Annotated in this window: 15 protein-coding genes; 5 read left to right on the top strand and 10 right to left on the bottom strand. The window is 44.5% G+C overall.

Annotation, left to right across the window (positions count from 1 at the left end; translation table 11 throughout):
• Positions 1-99 precede the first annotated feature (99 nt).
• Complete coding sequence (locus tag ACBP55_RS14810; protein WP_029193665.1) at positions 100-750, top strand: response regulator transcription factor; 651 nt, start codon at positions 100-102, stop codon at positions 748-750.
• 75 nt (positions 751-825) lie between these two features.
• On the opposite strand, the gene ACBP55_RS14805 is transcribed toward ACBP55_RS14810, so the two are convergent.
• On the bottom strand, positions 826-1107 hold the full coding sequence (locus tag ACBP55_RS14805; RefSeq protein ID WP_464652574.1) for a late competence development ComFB family protein: 282 nt from the start codon (positions 1105-1107) through the stop codon (positions 826-828).
• A 291-nt stretch (positions 1108-1398) separates the two neighbouring features.
• Positions 1399-4074: an alpha-L-rhamnosidase gene (locus ACBP55_RS14800; protein WP_464652573.1), complete on the bottom strand. Its 2676-nt coding sequence runs from the start codon at positions 4072-4074 to the stop codon at positions 1399-1401.
• A 228-nt stretch (positions 4075-4302) separates the two neighbouring features.
• On the opposite strand from ACBP55_RS14800, the gene ACBP55_RS14795 reads away from it, so the two are divergent.
• A complete protein-coding gene (locus ACBP55_RS14795; RefSeq protein WP_464652572.1) occupies positions 4303-4827 on the top strand; it encodes a metal-dependent hydrolase in 525 nt (174 codons plus the stop codon).
• On the opposite strand, the gene ACBP55_RS14790 is transcribed toward ACBP55_RS14795, so the two are convergent.
• Together ACBP55_RS14790 and ACBP55_RS14785 are read right to left on the bottom strand one after the other, a co-directional pair.
• Positions 4824-5309: a hypothetical protein gene (locus ACBP55_RS14790; protein WP_464652571.1), complete on the bottom strand. Its 486-nt coding sequence runs from the start codon at positions 5307-5309 to the stop codon at positions 4824-4826. The genes ACBP55_RS14795 and ACBP55_RS14790 overlap by 4 nt on opposite strands.
• 487 nt (positions 5310-5796) lie before the next feature.
• Complete coding sequence (locus tag ACBP55_RS14785) at positions 5797-6252, bottom strand: RidA family protein (RefSeq protein WP_464652570.1); 456 nt, start codon at positions 6250-6252, stop codon at positions 5797-5799.
• Positions 6253-6355: 103 nt separating this feature from the next.
• Here ACBP55_RS14785 and pdxR point away from each other — a divergent pair, with 103 nt between their 5' ends.
• Positions 6356-7768: a MocR-like pyridoxine biosynthesis transcription factor PdxR gene (gene pdxR, locus ACBP55_RS14780; RefSeq protein WP_464652569.1), complete on the top strand. Its 1413-nt coding sequence runs from the start codon at positions 6356-6358 to the stop codon at positions 7766-7768.
• Here pdxR and ACBP55_RS14775 read toward each other — a convergent pair whose 3' ends face one another.
• Positions 7769-9514 (bottom strand): sensor histidine kinase, encoded by a 1746-nt coding sequence (locus ACBP55_RS14775; RefSeq protein ID WP_464652568.1) that lies wholly within the window; start codon positions 9512-9514, stop codon positions 7769-7771.
• Positions 9515-9801: 287 nt separating this feature from the next.
• Here ACBP55_RS14775 and ACBP55_RS14770 point away from each other — a divergent pair, with 287 nt between their 5' ends.
• Positions 9802-13056 (top strand): DEAD/DEAH box helicase, encoded by a 3255-nt coding sequence (locus ACBP55_RS14770; protein ID WP_464652567.1) that lies wholly within the window; start codon positions 9802-9804, stop codon positions 13054-13056.
• 82 nt (positions 13057-13138) lie between these two features.
• Here ACBP55_RS14770 and ACBP55_RS14765 read toward each other — a convergent pair whose 3' ends face one another.
• Positions 13139-13960 (bottom strand): hypothetical protein, encoded by an 822-nt coding sequence (locus ACBP55_RS14765; protein WP_464652566.1) that lies wholly within the window; start codon positions 13958-13960, stop codon positions 13139-13141.
• Positions 13957-15123, bottom strand: coding sequence for a hypothetical protein (locus ACBP55_RS14760; RefSeq protein ID WP_464652565.1), 1167 nt, complete (start codon positions 15121-15123; stop codon positions 13957-13959). The genes ACBP55_RS14765 and ACBP55_RS14760 overlap by 4 nt, the downstream gene beginning before the upstream one ends.
• Before the next feature lie 206 nt (positions 15124-15329).
• Between ACBP55_RS14760 and greA the strand changes: the two genes are divergently transcribed.
• The gene (greA, locus tag ACBP55_RS14755) at positions 15330-15800 is read left to right on the top strand and encodes a transcription elongation factor GreA (RefSeq protein ID WP_029197660.1); all 471 of its coding nucleotides are present in this window, start codon (positions 15330-15332) and stop codon (positions 15798-15800) included.
• Between the two features lie 91 nt (positions 15801-15891).
• Here the strand turns inward: greA and murI are convergent, their stop codons facing one another.
• From murI to ACBP55_RS14740, 3 genes are all read right to left on the bottom strand, one after another.
• Complete coding sequence (murI, locus tag ACBP55_RS14750) at positions 15892-16668, bottom strand: glutamate racemase (RefSeq protein WP_464652564.1); 777 nt, start codon at positions 16666-16668, stop codon at positions 15892-15894.
• A 30-nt stretch (positions 16669-16698) separates the two neighbouring features.
• The gene (locus ACBP55_RS14745; protein ID WP_464652563.1) at positions 16699-17472 is read right to left on the bottom strand and encodes a Cof-type HAD-IIB family hydrolase; all 774 of its coding nucleotides are present in this window, start codon (positions 17470-17472) and stop codon (positions 16699-16701) included.
• A gap of 126 nt (positions 17473-17598) precedes the next feature.
• Entirely contained in the window at positions 17599-18129 is a 531-nt protein-coding gene (locus ACBP55_RS14740) for an ATP-dependent Clp protease proteolytic subunit (protein WP_464652562.1), read from the bottom strand.
• Positions 18130-18134 lie beyond the last annotated feature (5 nt).

Here is an 18134-nt window from a genome sequence, read left to right as displayed (position 1 = left end):
AATCTTTTTGTGAAATTTGGTAAAATTAAGGAGAGGCAAGAGACAGCGGCGTTGAACTCAGCATTCGGATTCCCTACCAAATCAGGAAGGAAGTATCATATGATTAAGAGATCGAAGATTCTGATCGTAGATGATCACCCCTTAATGGCAGAAGCAACATCGAATACGCTGCAGCAAATCGAGGGTATACAGATTATAGGGATAGCCGGAACTGGCAAACAATGCTTGGAACTCGTAGATTTGCATGTACCGGATATTGTTTTCTTGGATTATAATCTTCCGGATCAATACGGCGATGAGCTTGCCAAAATCATTAAAGGCAAATATCCCGCCATCCACCTTGTCATTTTTTCGGGCATAGAATTATCACATCTTTACAATTATTTGATCGGACTTAAGGTTAGTGCTGTTATTTCTAAGGAATCTAGCGGTACGCTTATTAAAAGCTTAGTAACCCTTTTGCTAGAGAATTTCACGGTAATACCCGTTCCTGTTTTTCACAAAATGAAAGTGGACAGTGGTAATTTGCATCAGACTGATTCATTAGACGACGACGAAGTACACATGATGACCATGATTGTCCAAGGTCTAACCAATGAGCAAATGGCCGAGGAAGTGCATATGAGCAAGCGAACCGTAGATAATTACGTGCGCAAAATTTATGAGAAATTAGGCGTGAAATCAAGAGCGCAAGCAGTGGATAAATTCAATCAATTCAAGCATATTTATGAACTTAACCGTAGGACATAGAGGGTTGTTGGTTAAATGACGAAAAAAAGACTGGACTCTTCGTAATGAAGGGATCAGTCTTTTTCATTGCAGTTCTTAGGGCTGGGATTCTTCTCTGTGATGCTGATGATGTTCCACAATATTCGCCGCTTCCATTAATTCTCGCATGACATCGGATTGCAGCTGTGGATTGATATAGAGACCTTTCACAAATAACTGCCCCTTCTCACTTGAGGTATACCGCGGAGGGACTTTATTTAAAACCAAAGCAAGCACGTCTTCTTTGCAAGTAGTGCATTCGCATTTCATTTCATAGTTTTTTTGAAACTCATCAAACAAATTCATCACTATCGTTTCCATTGCATTGAAGACTGCCATTGTGAGGTTCCCCTTCTTTATTCAACTATTTCTCTATTATAACTCATATCCTCCTATTCAAAAAGTTATCAAAAAGTTATCAAAAAGAGTAGGGTCTGTCCGAAACTAACGTTTCCTTCCAGAAGCCGCCCTGTCTGAAAATGTAGCATGGATACATGGATACATAACTATGACCAAAAAGGACCTCCCCCTATTGGCGGAAGTCCTCATTGATACGTGTAACCATCTTCAAGGTAGATACCCTCAAGGTCTATAACCCTGTTGGGACAGCCATCTTGTAACCTTATTTTCTCAACAGATGATGGAGTAGGTGCCCGATCCAAGTTCTAACCGCAGCTCTCCATCGCTTTCCGCTGCTGATAGGACTCCTGATGCTGTCTGGGCTGCATGACCATTAACGGATACTGCTGCTAATGTCGCTCCTCTCAAAGTTGCTAGGCCAGTCGTATTCGGAGGTAATTGAAATTCATAAACGACTCTGCCATCGGCCTCTTTCTTCCATTCACTCCGTATCTTACCGTAGCTAGAATGGAGCGATGCTTTCGCGTATTCAAGTCCAGAATCTGGTCGCGGATGGAATTGAATCCGTTTGTACCCAGGCTGCTGATCATCGGAATCGAGACCCGCCACTACGCGATACAGCCAATCTCCAATAGATCCGTACGCATAATGGTTATAGGAGTTCATATCATCACTCCAGAACGATCCATCCGGCTTGATTCCATCCCAATGCTCCCAAATGGTGGTTGCTCCCTTGTGAATCGAGTACAGCCAAGATGGATAATCTTCCTGCTGAACTAACTTCACTGCCAGATCATGGTAGCCATTTTCGGATAATACATGGCACAAATACGGCGTGCCTACGAAACCGGTCGTCAGGTGATTGTTCTGCTCCACGACATATTCGGCTAACGTCTTTGCTAATCGATCACGCGTACTTCCTTTCACGAGTCCAAACATCAGCGGGAGCACGTGTGCTGTCTGTGTATGCGCGGCCAAACGTCCGCTTGGTGTAAGGAATTCATGTGCGAAACCTTCAACAATGCGCTCATAAAGCTCACTGTACGTAGCTACATCCTCGCTGCGTTCCAGCACTTCCGCAGCTTTCACGAAAAGTGATGTCGAATAGGCATAGAAGCATGTCGCGATTAAGTCTCTCGGGGTAGCTCCTACGTAGCTGCCTTCTTTGGCATCAAGCCCAAGCCAATCACCAAAGTGAAAGCCTGTATTCCACAGATACTCATTCTCTCCTTGGCTTCGCATGTACGTAATCCACGCTTTCATGCTGTCATATTGCTCCTCCAGAACACGCTTATCGCCATATACTTGGTACATCGTCCACGGGCATATGACAGCTGCATCCCCCCAAGCAGCGGAAGAGTGGTTATTCGGACCAAGTACGTCTGGAATGACGAATGGAACACCGCCATTCTCATGCTGATCCGCTTTTAAGTCGCGCAGCCATTTGGTGAAAAATAGAGCTACATCATAATTAAAGGCTGCCGTGCGAATAAATACTTGTGCATCTCCTGTCCAACCCAGCCGCTCATCCCGCTGCGGGCAGTCGGTCGGTACATCCAGGAAATTGCCTCTTTGTCCCCAGACAATATTTTGCTGAAGTTTATTCAGCAAGGGATGGGAGCATTCAAAGGTGCCGCTAACTGCCATGTCCGTATGAATAACATGACCCGTGAAACGCTCTGCATCGAATGCTGTATCCCTAGGCCAGCCTACCACTTTGACATATCGAAAGCCTTGGAACGAGAAATGAGGTTCATATTGTTCTTCTCCGCCACCTTTACATACATAAGTAACCGTCTGCTTCGCATGACGCAGGTTCCCAATATAGAAGTTCCCTTCTTGATCCAGCACCTCTGCATGCAGCAGTTGAAGACGAGTTCCAACTGGCAGTTCCAAACGCATGTGCACTTTTCCGACCATATTTTGCCCAAAATCAAGAACGGTTTCACCAGATGGTGTTTCAATAACGGTTATCGGCTTCACATGCTGGGTAATGCGTGATGGCTCATTCTCCTGCATGACTAGGATGTCTTTGGAATAATCAAGAACCGTTACCGGGCACCAATTATCGTCCCGATACGTCGACATGCTCCACCCACTAAGCTCCAAATTAGCATCGTAGGTTTCTCCATGATACAGCTCAGACATCCGAACTGGTCCTAATGAAGCCCGCCAAGAATCATCACTAACGGTTATTTCAGAGGTTCCGTCTGTGTACTCGATATGTAATTGGAGAAAAAGAGCTCTAACGTCCCCAAAAATATTTCGTTGATTCTTCCATGCCAAATCACCTTTGTACCAACCGTTTGCCAGCACTGCGCCAATGGTATGGTTTTCACCATGCTGCAGCAGGCTCGTTACCTCATACGTCTGAACCTGCAGTCGGTGACGGTAGCTGGTCCAACCAGGTGTGAACTCCCAATCCCCCACACGCGCTCCGTCGAGTTCAAGCTCATAAATGCCTAAACTCGTTGCATAAATAGTCGCTTTACGAATTGCCTTACGTACCGAGAATGTCTTCCTCAAATAGAAGGCTTCTTCTGCTTCAGGATCCATGGAGGCTGCATCCGGTGTAATCCACTTGGCTGACCAGTCATCTGGACTTAGCTGTCCCATTTCCCAGAAAGCGATTTCACTCCAAGGCGATGGCGAGCCAGTCTGATTCCATAGTTTAACACGATAAAAATAACGATTTCGCGGCAGCAGCGCTTGCCCCTCATAAACAACAAGCACAGATTGTTCGGATTGTACGTGACCAGAATCCCACACCAAACGACTCGGTTCGAATGAATTTTCATCCTTACTAACTTGGATTTGATAGGCTGATTGCATGGTATAATGGTTGTCCGAAGCTAGCTGCCAAGTAAAGCGAGGCTGAGTCGTATCCAGTCCAATCGGATTGACGCGGTATTCGCATGTTAAGCTAGAAATACTGAGTGTCGTCATTCATTAACGCCTCCTACTTTTATCAAAAATGTCTGTGCCCTATTCCTTAAGCAAGCATCCTATGTCCTATTGTAGAACATCAAGAGTCTTGATATGAGGGTGGATTCAGACATTCTTATAGGTAGAATACGACATGGACACATTTTTTTTTCGGCTTCCCCTCAATTTCGGAATCGCATGCGAATAGTATACAGTTATCGTTAAATCACGTAAGGATAGGTGCATAAGATGTTACAAAAAACACACAGTATCGCCGGATTCATTTCCGCGGAAATCGTTCTCACGTATCAAGATATTAGTTTCTTCACATGGGATGCCGCTGGGGCACTTTTACTTGGCTGTTTGGCAGGCACGCTAGCGGATGTCGATAAGCCAGGCTCAACCATGGCAAAGGTTCTCTTCCCATTATCTGCTCTGCTGCGGCTGCTGAAGGTGAAGCATAGAACGGTTACCCATTCCCTGCTTTTCATGCTTCTCTTAGTCGTCATTGCAATGCCCTTATCTCCTTTATATTTCTGGGTGTTCATCCTCTCTTACGCGTCGCACTCGTTTATTGATCTATTCAATGATAGAGGGGTCCAGCTCTTCTGGCCAATTCCCTTCAAGATTCGTCTACTCCCAAAATGGATAGCGATAGACACGGGCTCTGTGAGCGAGACCGTTTTCCGCTCTATACTTCTGGTGTTGAGTCTAATTATCCCTTTTTGGACTTATGTCCTTCCACAAATCATGAGTCGTACCGCTATGTTTTAATGTGTTGCAACAATGTAATCGCCCTTAGCATTGAGCAGAAATTGCGCATGATAAGCTCCTTGAGTGTCGGGCTCAGCTAAGCTCTGCACAATTTCGCCAACCGCAGGAACTCCTAAGAAGTCGTTCAATTCCTTCTTCATCGTCGATTGGAAAAGGATCTCGACTTCTTTTCCACGATTTCTCGGAAAAATAACAGGATGGCTCCAATGAATCGGGTTATTCTCATCCAACAATTCAGAATGCTGCAGCAGTTGGTTCGGAACTTCCAAATTGTCAGGAACGGAAACCAATAAAACCGTTTCCTTATCATCGGTTTTTACTTGCATAACCGTTCCTGCCACATAGGCTGGACCCGGTTGAATTTCTTCCATCGACATCAACTCTTTTTCTGGTGAAAAGAAAGCAAACAGCGCAAACAGAGGAAATAAATGAATGAGACTTTTCTTGAACTCTTCCTTGTAGCGGCATTTTGACATCTTCATTCATTGCTCCTCCTTTGTGATTAAATGAAAGCTCACGATTCATTGCATTCGTTAGTTATCCTTACCCCGTTTATAAGTATTTGAAAACAATGTTATGTAAAAAAGAAAATAACTGTTTCAAAAGTCATTTCGGGATATTATTCCTCTCGCTTTTTCCAAAAAGTACCATGTTACGGTAACCAGCATTTGCTGAGGGAACTTAGAGGCGTTATTTAGACGAAAAATACCGAAATCATGAGGATGCGGAACGTAGAGGCGTTATTTCGCGGTTTTTGCCTTTGAATCATGCTTTTTTCATCAAATAGCGTCCTCTCGTTCCGCGAAAACGGGAAATAAGCGCTTTCGAGCAAAATAAGGCATCGACGTTCCGCTCAATAGAGGTCGGGTGACTTTCCCTTGTCATCGGCAAAAATAAAAAAATGAGATGGCAACTTTGCCACCTCATTTTTTTTGTTCCTCTAATGGATAGACACTTCGTTTCCTCCCCCTAAAGCGCAATCTCAAATATCGTATCAACGACAAGAGGGAGATGATCTCGTAATGAACTAGCGCCTAGAACCGATCGAGCATGAGTCCCCCTCTCGCCGAATACCTCCATCATAAGATCAGAAAACCCATTTAAAACCAAATGATGTTCGTCAAAATCAGGATCTGCATGGACGAAGCCCTGAACCTTTACGACTTGTATAATCCTATCCAAGCTGCCAAGTGCATGCTTGGCTGCAGCAAGCACTTCAAGACCTGCCAATCGTGCCAATTGGTAGCCTTCTTCTGTTCTGTAATCCAATCCAAGCTTCCCTTTCGGCTTTCCCGCAGGCCCTTTTCCAGAAATAAACAACAATGGACCGGTTATAACATAATTAACATAGTTCGCAGCAGGTCCGCTGCTCTCAGGCAGCACAATACCTAATTGGTTTAACTTCGCCTCAATCGATTCTGTCACAATGCTTCACCTCTGACTTTATTGATAAATGCTTATCCTAAAGTCTATACTATAATTGACCCCCTGATTAGGTTCAGTTTCCTATAAAAAATAGGGGTCAGATTTGAGGTCTTCCATGTTCGATATTTTGCTTACAAGTGATGAACAAGGTCCGCTTTATATACAATTGTATCGAGCAATCCGTGGTCTTATCCAGCGCGGTGACATCCCAGACGGTACGAAATTACCCTCCATTCGCATGCTCAGTCAACAGATACATTTCAGCAAAAATACAATTGAAACTGCCTATCAAATGCTTATTGAAGAAGGATATGTGATTAGTAAACCGCGTTCAGGCCTATATGTGGTCGCTCCCTTATTGCTTCCAACGATCACAAACCATCAAGCGTTCGATCAATCTCAGAACACCAACGTGAAAGCTCAGCAATCTCCAGACGAAGCTCCTATTGATTTTAGTCTATTAGAAATCGACACCGATTCTTTCCCGCTTCAAGTGTGGAAGGCTTGCTTAAACGAATCCTTTTCCTACAACAGCGGCCGCATTCACCAATATGGCGACAACAAAGGGGAGTATGCGCTGCGACTCCAAATTGCCCATTATTTAAAGCAATCCAGAGGAGTTTCCTGTTCCCCGAAGCAAATCGTTGTTGGAACGGGAATGTCTAACAGCCTGCAGCTTCTCTCCAAGCTAATCGGACAATCCGCGCGAGTCGCTTTTGAGAAGAATGCCGTCGCTCAGGTCAGTGATATTTTTACACAGAACGGATATTCGGTTGTCCCTTTTCCTCTAAGTGAAAATGAACTTAATATAGATGAGATCATCCCCGTAAATATTGAAGCGGTTTACGTTACTCCTTCCCATCGGCCTTCAGGAAACCCACTATCCTATACAATTAGGCAGGAGCTGATTCACTGGGCCTATCACAATCAAAGACATATTATTGAAGATGATTATGATGGAGAATTCCGTCATGCCGGCAAAACCATTCCATCCCTTCAAGGCCTTGACCAGCATGGTGTCGTCATTTATATTGGAACATTTTCCAAAGCTTTCACACCTGCATTACGAATGAATTATATGGTGCTGCCTCATCAATTATTGCCTAAACTTCACACTATGGAACGCACGCTCTCGAGCCCATCACGTATGGATCAACTCGCCATGGCTTTGTTCATGGAACGTGGTCATTGGTACCGGCATATCAGACGTATGCGCAATACGTATCGAAAAAAGCATGAGAGGATCCTCCAACTCATACAAACGCACCTAGGCTCTCATGTTCAAATAGAAAGTGGAGGCGCAGGCCTGCACATCGAATTGACCGTCAATCGTACATGTTCAGCTGAAAAGTTAAAAGACCTTGCCCTTGCTAAAGGGGTTCGTGTTTACAGCTCTCAACAGGCGGAGCAAGTACCCAATAACAAAAAGCCCAAGATTTACTTGGGCTTTGGAGGAATAACAATTAAAGATATGGAGCGCGGGATTCCATTATTAAAAGAAGCTTGGATACGATGATTATTGCATCGGAACCGATATTTGGAAACAAATGCAGCCGTCTGCTACAGACACTTCGATGGTCCCTTTGTAATACTCGATTCGTTCCTTCACAACCGATAGACCAAGTCCCTGGTGCTCACCGTCACCTTTGGTGCTGTAGCCAATCGTGAACATTTTGTTATAGTCATCAAGTTGGAAATCGGGATGAACCGGGTTGGTTACGGATATGGTTAAATGGTTCGACTCCGACCATCCGTTAACCATAACTTCACGTTCATCAGGCGGAAATTTATTGACTTCATCAAACGCATTATCAATCAAATTACCGATAATTTTCACGATATCAACGGATTTCACACCTAATGACAAGCCTTCTAGGCCGGTAAAATGGTAATTGAAATCGATTTTGGTTCTCATGGCAAGCGCAATCTTGGCTTGGATAAGAACTGCAATAGCCGGATGCCCGATTCGAATGATATCGTTCACTTCGTTGATTTCTTCAATTAATTCCTTCATGTATTTCATTTGGTCTTCTTTTTTCCCCTTAGACAGCAGAGCATACATGGTTTGAACATGATTTAGAAAGTCATGCCGCTGACTGCGTATCGTTGCAAACATGAGATCCACGTTCTGAATGTACATCTCTTGTGTGGACTGGACAGCTGTTTCTCGGCTTTTGGTAATAAAACGGAATACCAAATAAATAAATACACAGCTAAAAATCGTAAATAAAACAATGAGAAGTGTAAGCTGAACGAGCTGCTTGTTTAAAGTGTGTTGAATCGTTTGATAATCCGAGACGATGGTAATGACATAAGGAACTTCCCTTTGAACTTCGGTCAATTTCTTCTTAACAGGAACATACATGAACGTTTTCAGAATGGGTTTCCCATTCCAATTCTCCACAACGCTAACTGGTTTATTTTCCTGTATGGACGACTTGTAATTTTCCAAATCCTTCGTACTCGTTATGTTATATGTACCAAATAAGACTGGGCGGTCATAGACCGATATGAAAGGAACCCCGTTACTGTCTTTATACTCAATCGGCTTTGTACCAAAAGTTGTCCCGTTCAGTCCCGATATTTCCATAATATCTGGATTCGTAGCAAGCGTTTTCTTCACGATGGTATCTGCGCCTACGATTTGCTTGAACTTCTGAATTTTATCCGCATTGACAAACACACATATTAAATAATTCGTGCTTCCATCATAATAGTACCCAAACTTACTCACATTGCTCGAACCTGAAGCTGGAACTTCGTAGATGCCCGACCAGAAATTAGGCAGCTTTTGCCCCTCAGCAATCGTCACTTGATGGTTATCCAGAAGCTGGCTAAAAGCCGTAAACCAATAACCGAATGATTTCGTACTGGTAATCTGAAGCTCCTTGGGCTCGGATGACTTACCTACCATAATATCATCGCCGTTTCGTTTCATGAGCGAGAAACCATCGACACCCGCTTGCCTAGCAAGCTGAATTAATTGTTCATTCGTAATTTTATCAATATCTGGATTTAGCTGGCTCTTGGCATAAAGAGCGACTGAACGAAGATTCTCACCAATCAAATCTTCTACAAAAAATGAACCTTCCTCTGACTGCTCAATGGATGTGCGAATTTGATTCGCAGTCGATTCCATGCGTTCGGATAACGCTTGCGTTAAGAGAGATTTCGTGAACCAATAGTAAGAGGTGTTATTCGTTACCAGCAATAAAATAACAATAGCAAAGGTGACATAAATGACTTTGGTGTTGATTCTCATGAAGTTTCACACTTTCTTTTTGATGTAAACTCAATATTACAACGTAGACGTGGTATAATTTTCGACACAATCCGAGAAAATATCCCTCTTTCAGTAGTATAGTTGGATACGAAAGCGTTGTCTATCTATTAATATACACGCATCATGCAGTCCATTCTCCTTTTGGAGTTGGGCTGCATTTTTTCATCATTCGTATACTTGATTTTCACAAGAACGAATGTTTGCTATAATGAATTCAACCCATGCAATTCCGGAATAACGATGTTTCATAAGGAAGGATCTAAGTAATGAGCTTTCAGTTGACAGATGGAATCATTAAGTCGTTGTGCGGCCGGTTTTCTTATGAAAAAGGAGAAGCCTACTACCGTGAAAGACAAGTGACTTTCCTGCATGAAGATCCTGAAACACCACGCTATGAAGCCACGGTCAAAGGATATAACGTCACCAGCCTAGTGACCGTTGAAGAGGATACAACCGGGCATGTTATTGGCCATTGCACCTGTCCTGCGTATGATCCGGACGATACGTACTGCGAGCATATTGCTGCCGTTCTGCTGAATGTTCATGCTATTCAGCATGTAACTCGAGTTCCCGGTACAACAACCCTTACTGGAAATCTAGATGGAGATCGCAAATTGACGAACCATATACTGGATTTGTTCGGGAACAAACCGCAGCGTCCAAGCCGTTCACAACCTCTTTTCGATACAAGAGAAGTGTTGGAACTGGAATTCACCTGCAGACCGTTCCCATATGGTTATGGGAAGTCCATGTTCGGGATTGAGATGAAGGTCGGTCCTAAACGGCTGTATATCGTCCAAAGGATAAGAGAATTTCTTGAGCATATTGAGCGGAAAGAAGCCTATATATTTTCGAAGCATTTCACCTACGATCCTAAGCTCCATAGTTTTCAAAAAGAAGATGATGCGATCATCCGACAGCTCATCGAAATCTATCACTATGAGCAGATGTACCAGGAGACTTCAACTACGCACTTCACTCATGCGAAGCAGTTGAGTGGTGATCGTATGCTGCTGGTTCCTCCTTTCTCATGGATAACATTTCTACCAGCGCTTATCGAGTCTAAGTCCGTAAAATTTGAGCATAATGACCGCACATTCGATGGAATCCGTGTATCCGACGAACCCATCCCGCTCCATTTTGAGTTCGACCAAACTCAGGCCGAAGGCTTCCAATTGGATGTTCAAGGTCTCGATAAGATTACGGTTATGAAATCGTATGGGGTTGTCCTTTCCGAAGGAAAGCTGATGCACATGCAAGCTGAACCGTGCAAGCGTCTTTCGGAGCTCAAGCAAATGCTTGAAAACTCCAGCAAGCATCAAATTCAGATTCCGTCCGCGCAAATGGAGCCTTTTATGGAAAAAGTGATTCCTGGCCTGATGAAGCTGGGCAGTGTCCATATCGCTGGAGCTATTTCCGACCGCATTATGCAAACGCCGTTAAAGGCTAAGCTGTATTTGGACCGAGTGAAAGACCGACTGCTTGCCGGTCTGGAGTTTCAATACGGCGATATTGTCATTAACCCGCTTGAAGGCAATGAACAGAGGCGCGGGACCGACCGCATTCTCATGCGTGACGGAGATCAAGAGCGACGAATTCTGGAACTAATGGAGCAAAGCGCCTTCGCTAAGACAGAGGAAGGCTATTTCATGGATGGCGAAGACAAGGAATATGACTTTCTATACCACGTCGTTCCTCAGTTGGAGAAGCTGGTAAGTGTTTATGCCACCTCTGCCGTGAAAATAAGACTTCTAACCGGATATGCCCCGCCGATAGTCAAGGTTGATGTAGATGAACGAACGGATTGGCTGGAATTCAAATTCAGTATGGAAGGTATTTCTGAAACGGAAGTCCGCAAGCTGTTGAAATCCCTTGGGGAGAAACGCAAATATCACCGACTGCCGGATGGGGCGTTGCTGCCGCTCGAAAGCGTCGAGTTTCAGGAAATTGTCCGCGTCATGAACGAAATGGGCATTACCAAAGAGGACGTGAAAGCTGCAGAGATCCGCCTCCCCTTAGTCCGCGGCCTCTATTTGCTGGATTCCGAGAGGCAAGGAAATACCGTTAAGCTGGGCAGAACCTTCCGCCAGTTGCTAGAAAACATGCGGAATCCGGATAATCTGGATTTCACGGTGCCAGCCAGTCTGGAACCTGTTCTTCGGGATTACCAGAAGTATGGCTTCCAGTGGCTCAAGACGCTGGCCCAGTACAATTTCGGCGGCATCTTGGCAGACGATATGGGCCTTGGGAAAACCATCCAAAGCATCGCGTTTATCGTCTCGGTACTGCCCGAGATCAGAAAGCAGGCGCTGCCGGCGTTAATCGTTGCTCCCGCTTCTCTCGTTTACAATTGGCTCAATGAGCTGAAGAAATTCGCGCCAGAGATTCGAGCCGGCATCGCCGATGGGACCAGAGAAGAGCGCAGCAAGATTCTGAAACATGCGTCCCAAGTGGATGTCCTCATCACCTCATACCCGCTTTTGCGCAGGGATATCGACCTGTATGCGAAGCAAACCTATCATACGCTCATTCTGGATGAGGCGCAGGTGTTCAAGAACCACACCACGCAGACGGCCCAGGCGGTGAAGGAGGTTCAGGCTGAGTACCGTTTTGCCCTGACTGGAACTCCTGTGGAGAACAGGCTAGAAGAACTTTGGTCCATCTTTGACGCGGTATTCCCTCAGTTGTTCCTCGGGAGAAAGGCATTCAATGAGCTATCCCGTGAAAGTGTGGCCAAGCGGATTCGGCCGTTTCTGCTGCGCAGGTTGAAGACCGACGTCCTGAAGGAACTGCCGGAGAAGATCGAGTCGTTGCAAGCTTCCGAGCTGCTGCCAGAGCAGAAGAAGCTGTATGCTGCTTATTTGGCCGAACTACAACAGGAAACACTAAAGCATCTGAACAAAGACAGCTTTAATAAACATCGGATTAAAATTCTGGCCGGCTTGACTCGACTTCGCCAGCTGTGCTGCCATCCTTCTCTGTTTGTCGAAGATTATGCCGGAAGCTCGGCCAAATTCGAGCAACTCATGGAGATTATCGAAGAATGCAGAAGCGCCGGTAAACGGGTGCTGATATTCTCGCAATTTACAGCGATGCTGGGAATGATCGGGCGAGACCTAGGCTATCAAGGAGTGCCGTTTTTCTATTTAGACGGTAAAACCCCAACTGCCGAACGTGTAGAGCTGTGCAACAAATTTAATGAAGGCGAGCGAGACCTCTTCCTCATCTCATTAAAGGCCGGCGGTACTGGACTCAACCTTGCTAGCGCCGACACCGTTATCCTTTACGACCTATGGTGGAACCCTGCTGTGGAACAGCAAGCAGCCGACCGTGCTCATCGTATCGGGCAGAAGAAAGTCGTGCAGGTGATCCGCCTTGTTGCCCAAGGGACCGTTGAAGATAAGATGTACGAGCTCCAACAGAAAAAGAAAAACCTGATTGATGAAGTGATCCAGCCAGGCCAGGAAGCCTTGTCCGCCTTGACGGAGCAAGAGATTCGAGAGATTTTGATGATAGGATGATGTGGCACAAAGAAGGGCTTCCCAAGGTCATTGTAAAATGATGGAGGAAGCCCTTCTTTATTTCATTGATTACTGTGACAGGTTACTTTACAACTATTTCAACATTCTGCTTCCAAATAATCCTTTCACCGATACGAATGACGGCACTCAATTGGTGTGTTCCTATCGCAAGCGGTCGGGAAGCCTTTAAACTAAACAACGTGACTGGCGCAACACTAGCATCAGGATTGTTAACGATCCCATTGATTTGGGAAAGATGTCCCTCTCCGCCATGGTCCCCGTTCTCCTCAATGAACATCTGAAGCGGCATCTGATCAGACTTATAATCTTCTCGACTGGTCCAATCATCAACAAAAGCTTGTAACTCTAATCGGCCCTTTGCCGCGCTAGTTGGGAGTACCCCTAATCTTACATTATAAATTTTCTCGAATAGGCTATATTCGTTCCCAGCAAATACCTGCGTTAATCCAAAAAGGGCCTGAACGTCTTTCAAATTAAGATACCAGCTATCGCGGGTATGACGCGGCATCTCTGCTAATTGAACACTTTTATCCTTAGTACCGTGCCAAGAAATCAACGCATTCCTATCTCCAGCATTAAGCTCAAAGGAATAATCGGCCTTACTGAATGTGACGGCGTCCCTGCCCTTCACCATGTCTACTTTGTATTGAAGCTGTTCAGCAAGCAGGATTGTATCCAAATAGGATTGCTCCTTTTCCATGTACCCAATCCGCCCGCCATTGTTAAGCTGTAAACCTCCATTCGCTGCAGGTGCAATTCCTAAACTATTCGTGTTCGTTTTTGAAATATGAAATATCGTATTCGTATCTTCATCCCATATTTTGTCCTGACTATAATTCCAGAAGGGTATCCATCCTGATCGACCATCGACATGAACTTTCAACCACAACCCACCGTTTGGTCCATTCCATGCCTCTGTAGCCTCCACGCTCTGATCACGCAGCAGTAATGTCGAAGACTGAACGGTATTTCCGGGTAACGAAACAGCTCCTTTTGATCATTAACCGTTACCTTCCAATGAACTGGTATCGCTGATTCCGGCTCTCCAAACAGTTTGTTTATCCATCCAGTACCTTTCGATGAACGTACATGATACCAAGTGCTGTTGTTCCAAATCGAATAAGGACCTCTTCCGCTCTCCAATCGCTCTTCGATCTTCTCAAAAGCGGTTACCGTTTCATCTTTAATCACGGCATCTTCCTTCTTGTAGCCATCCCAAACATCATGAATAAGCGGTGTTTCACGCACAATCGCTATGGTTTCATTCGCACTCAGAATAGTGACTCCCTTATCGCGCGTCCACGTGGTCCCTTGATCCGTTTGAATTTCGAATGCTCGATCATAAATCGTAGTGAACTCCCTTACCGTCGTGTAATCACCAGCCTTTGAGTTTGACCAATCTTGCTTCTGCTCACCAAACCCCATAGCCGTACTCAGATCACTATTGGCCGGTAGTCCATAATAATGAGCTTTTCGCTGAACCTTATGTACAGTACCTATTTGATTGACGGGTATATGCGCCCATAGATCACCTAACCAGGTGGTGTGCACCTTAATCCATGCTTTGCTGCTGGGATCGTTCGTATAGAACCACTGTTTATCGGCCGTAACTACCTCGACCTCTTGTGCAGATAAGGAGGCCGCAGGTTCGCCTTTGGTACTTTTACTTCGGTATAGCGGAGTTTCTTCCAAAAGAGTAATGCGCTTTGGCGGCTCCATATCGATTTCCCATGGATTTGGCCTGATCCACCGCGGCCCGAACATCGTCTCAATCTTCCAAATGGATCTACCACTCGACCACGAGCTTTCTACCGTGAGAACATTAACTTCCTGAGGTGCAAAAGTACCTTCTGGCTCATCATCGGGCTGATTAGGATCTGCATAATAGGGTGTCTCTGCCAAAAGCTCGATCGCGGCAGGGAACCTTATTCCTTCTGGCGCGTAGGAGCCGCCATAGATGGTTTCAGCTTTCGACTGGTGTGCCAAACTGCCCAATCCTAATCCTGCAGCTAGGATCGTAATAGCAAGGAGCTTCATTTTAATCATCTGGAACAATCACATCCTGACTCATTTAAATTAGGAAAAACTTACCATTTATTTGACGCCGGTCGCAGCCATAAAGTTTCTTACATCCAGCCCACCTTCTGAAAAAAAGATCATGTTAGACAGTTCCCCTAGTCTTACTTACTTTACTTGCCTCAGTTACTTTAGTAGTATATCTAGTATCGAATACATAAGGAGCTGCAAAAAATATGTCCAATGATGAAATTATTCTAACTCCAGAAGGATTGCGTAGTTTAGAATCAGAGCTTGAAGATCTCAAAACCGTCAAACGCAAAGAACTAGCCAGCCGTATTAAGACAGCGATTAGCTATGGTGATCTTAAGGAAAACAGTGAATATCACTCCGCCAAAGAAGAGCAGGGTTTCATGGAAACCAGAATTTTGACGATCGAAAGAATGCTGAAGAAGGCTAAAGTTGTTACGAATATCGGCACTTCCACCGTTCAAGTTGGCTCTACCGTTATTCTCAATGATGTGGAATTTGCTGAGAAAATTGAGTATAAAATCGTTGGTACTCAGGAAGCCGATGTGAATGAAAATAAAATTTCCTACGAAAGTCCGCTTGGCGTTTCCCTCATGGGCAAATCCGTAGGTGATGTGATTAGTGTGAATGCACCTATGGGTGTCATTAACTATGAGCTGCTTGAAATCAGAGTGTAACCTGACGCAATCCTTCTACTAAACAAAATAAAAAGGCATTGTCATGCAGCGGCGGCTGCACGGCAATGCCTTTTTAAACTTTTCTCAAACCTTACTTACCAATTGTTTGAATGATTTCCAAAGCCTTTTCCATCTTCCGAATATAGGCTGTCTCATTGCTGGAACACATGAATTTGATGTTGGAATGTCCCTCACCAAGTAGTTGATTGGGATCACTAAGCAGCTGAATCAACCGATTCACAGTACCCGAACTTCCATCAACAATTTGGATATGATTTGGCAGCATTTTTCTTAGAGCGCTCCTATAAAAAGGGTAATGTGTACATCCTAGAACGACAGTCCCGTACATACTCAGGTCGAAGGGCTCCAGCTTGGCATGGAAATAATCAGTGATTTGCTGACCCTCCATATTTAATTGTTCACAAAAATCAACCAATTCCGGCAGCGGCACCGAATCCACCATACCCATATCATCTATACGAGAAACTAACTCTCTATATTTCGATTGCTTGAGCGTTAAAGGCGTAGCAAAAACGAGCACTCTTTTACCTGATGAACGATTCATTTCGAGGGCTGGTTTTACCGCGGGTTCCATGCCGATGATCGGTATCTCATAGATTTTTCTTAATTCTGCTATGGCTATACTGGTTGCTGTGTTGCAAGCAATGACGAGGGCTTTAACCTCTTCTTTGATAATCATGTCTACGGATTTTTTGACAAAAGCAAGAACCTCGTCCTTCGATTTCGTCCCGTAGGGAACATGAAGGGTATCCGCAAAATATAGAAAATCTTCATGAGGCAGTTGTTTCATGGCTTCGTGTAGGACCGTAATACCGCCTATCCCTGAATCAAAAAAAGCTATTCTCATTATCTTCACCCTGAATGTATTGTTTCTTTTCTAAAGTAATCCAGCTGCAATAAGTCCATTTCGAATGCCATCTTCATCCACATGTGTCGTTACATGATCGGCATAAGCAAGCAAGTCTTTGTGCGAGTTCCCCATCGCGATACCGAATCCGACATACGAAAGCATCTCCATATCATTTAACCCGTCCCCGAAAGCGACAGCCTCTTCCGGCTTCAATCCAACAAGCTCCAAAAGCGCGGCAATCCCTTGAGCTTTCGAACCACCGGCAGGTAACACATCAATCGCATGCTGGTGCCAGCGAATCAGCTTAAATTCCGATTGGAGTTCCTCATATAAATGCTCATCCTTGTCTTCAACATGCAGGAAGATTTGATAAATATCGTTTGTTTTCCAGAAATCCGGGTCATATGCCGGCAAATCAACCTTTAAGGAAGAAATTGATCCTACAACAAAAGGATGGTCGTCATCCGTATCCGTAAAGTAGTTATGCTCCCCTTCAAATACGAGGGAATGTTTATGTTTAGCCGCCAATTTAACCAATGCCTCTATGCTGCTTTTGGCGATAATCCGTCTGTAGAGCGGTTCACCGCGGTAAACGGCATAGCCGCCGTTTAAGCATACATAGGAATCTATTCCTAGCTGTTCAGCCAAAGACTTGATAAAGTAGGGTGCTCGTCCAGTTGCAATGACCGGTTCAATCCCTTGCTGCTTTAATTGTTGAATAGCTATGATCGTACTGGCAGGAACTTGTTTTTCTTCATTAACTAATGTGCCATCGATATCAAAAAATACAATTTTGTACACGGTATGAATCTCCTTTTCATTAGGGGACAGCACGGCTGCTCCTCTTCTCTCTATCTCTCAATTAAACACCAAAAGCAGAGAAAAAACAAAGAAAAAGAGAATCCCTCAGGCTTCTCTGCGCTACGCTTATATAATTTCATCAATAATCCCAAATGATAAAGCCTCATCAGGACTCAGATACCAATTGCGTTGATGTTCCTGAACACGATGCAGCTCGTCGATATGCAGCTTCGTTTTCGCTAAGATATACTCATCATAAATATTTTGCAGCCTTTGTGTTTCATCCACACGATTCTTCAAGTGTTCCAAGTGACCGTCGATATGTGTAGATACAGAATGATACATGAATGTACTAAGCCGGCCGGCGTACCTCTTGTGACCACTAACGGCGATTAGCAAGCTCATGCTAGCAGCAAGTCCATACACGTATGTATGCACCGGCGTCTTACTGTTATCAATCACATTGATCAATCCAAGACCATCGTAGACACTCCCCCCATTACTATTAATAATTAAGTCGATGGGTAGACGCTTGAAGTCTTTTTCTTTCCTATCTCTGTCATCATCATATTGATTAATTCTTATGATTTGCTCGATGATGGTTTTCACAGAGCTTTTATTAATGCCATCGAATAGATATAAGGTCCTGTCACTCATAGCAT

Source organism: Paenibacillus sp. WG02 (assembly GCF_055396115.1).
The sequence above is the reverse complement of the archived record's forward strand: the minus strand, read 5'-3'. Positions and strand labels throughout refer to the sequence as shown.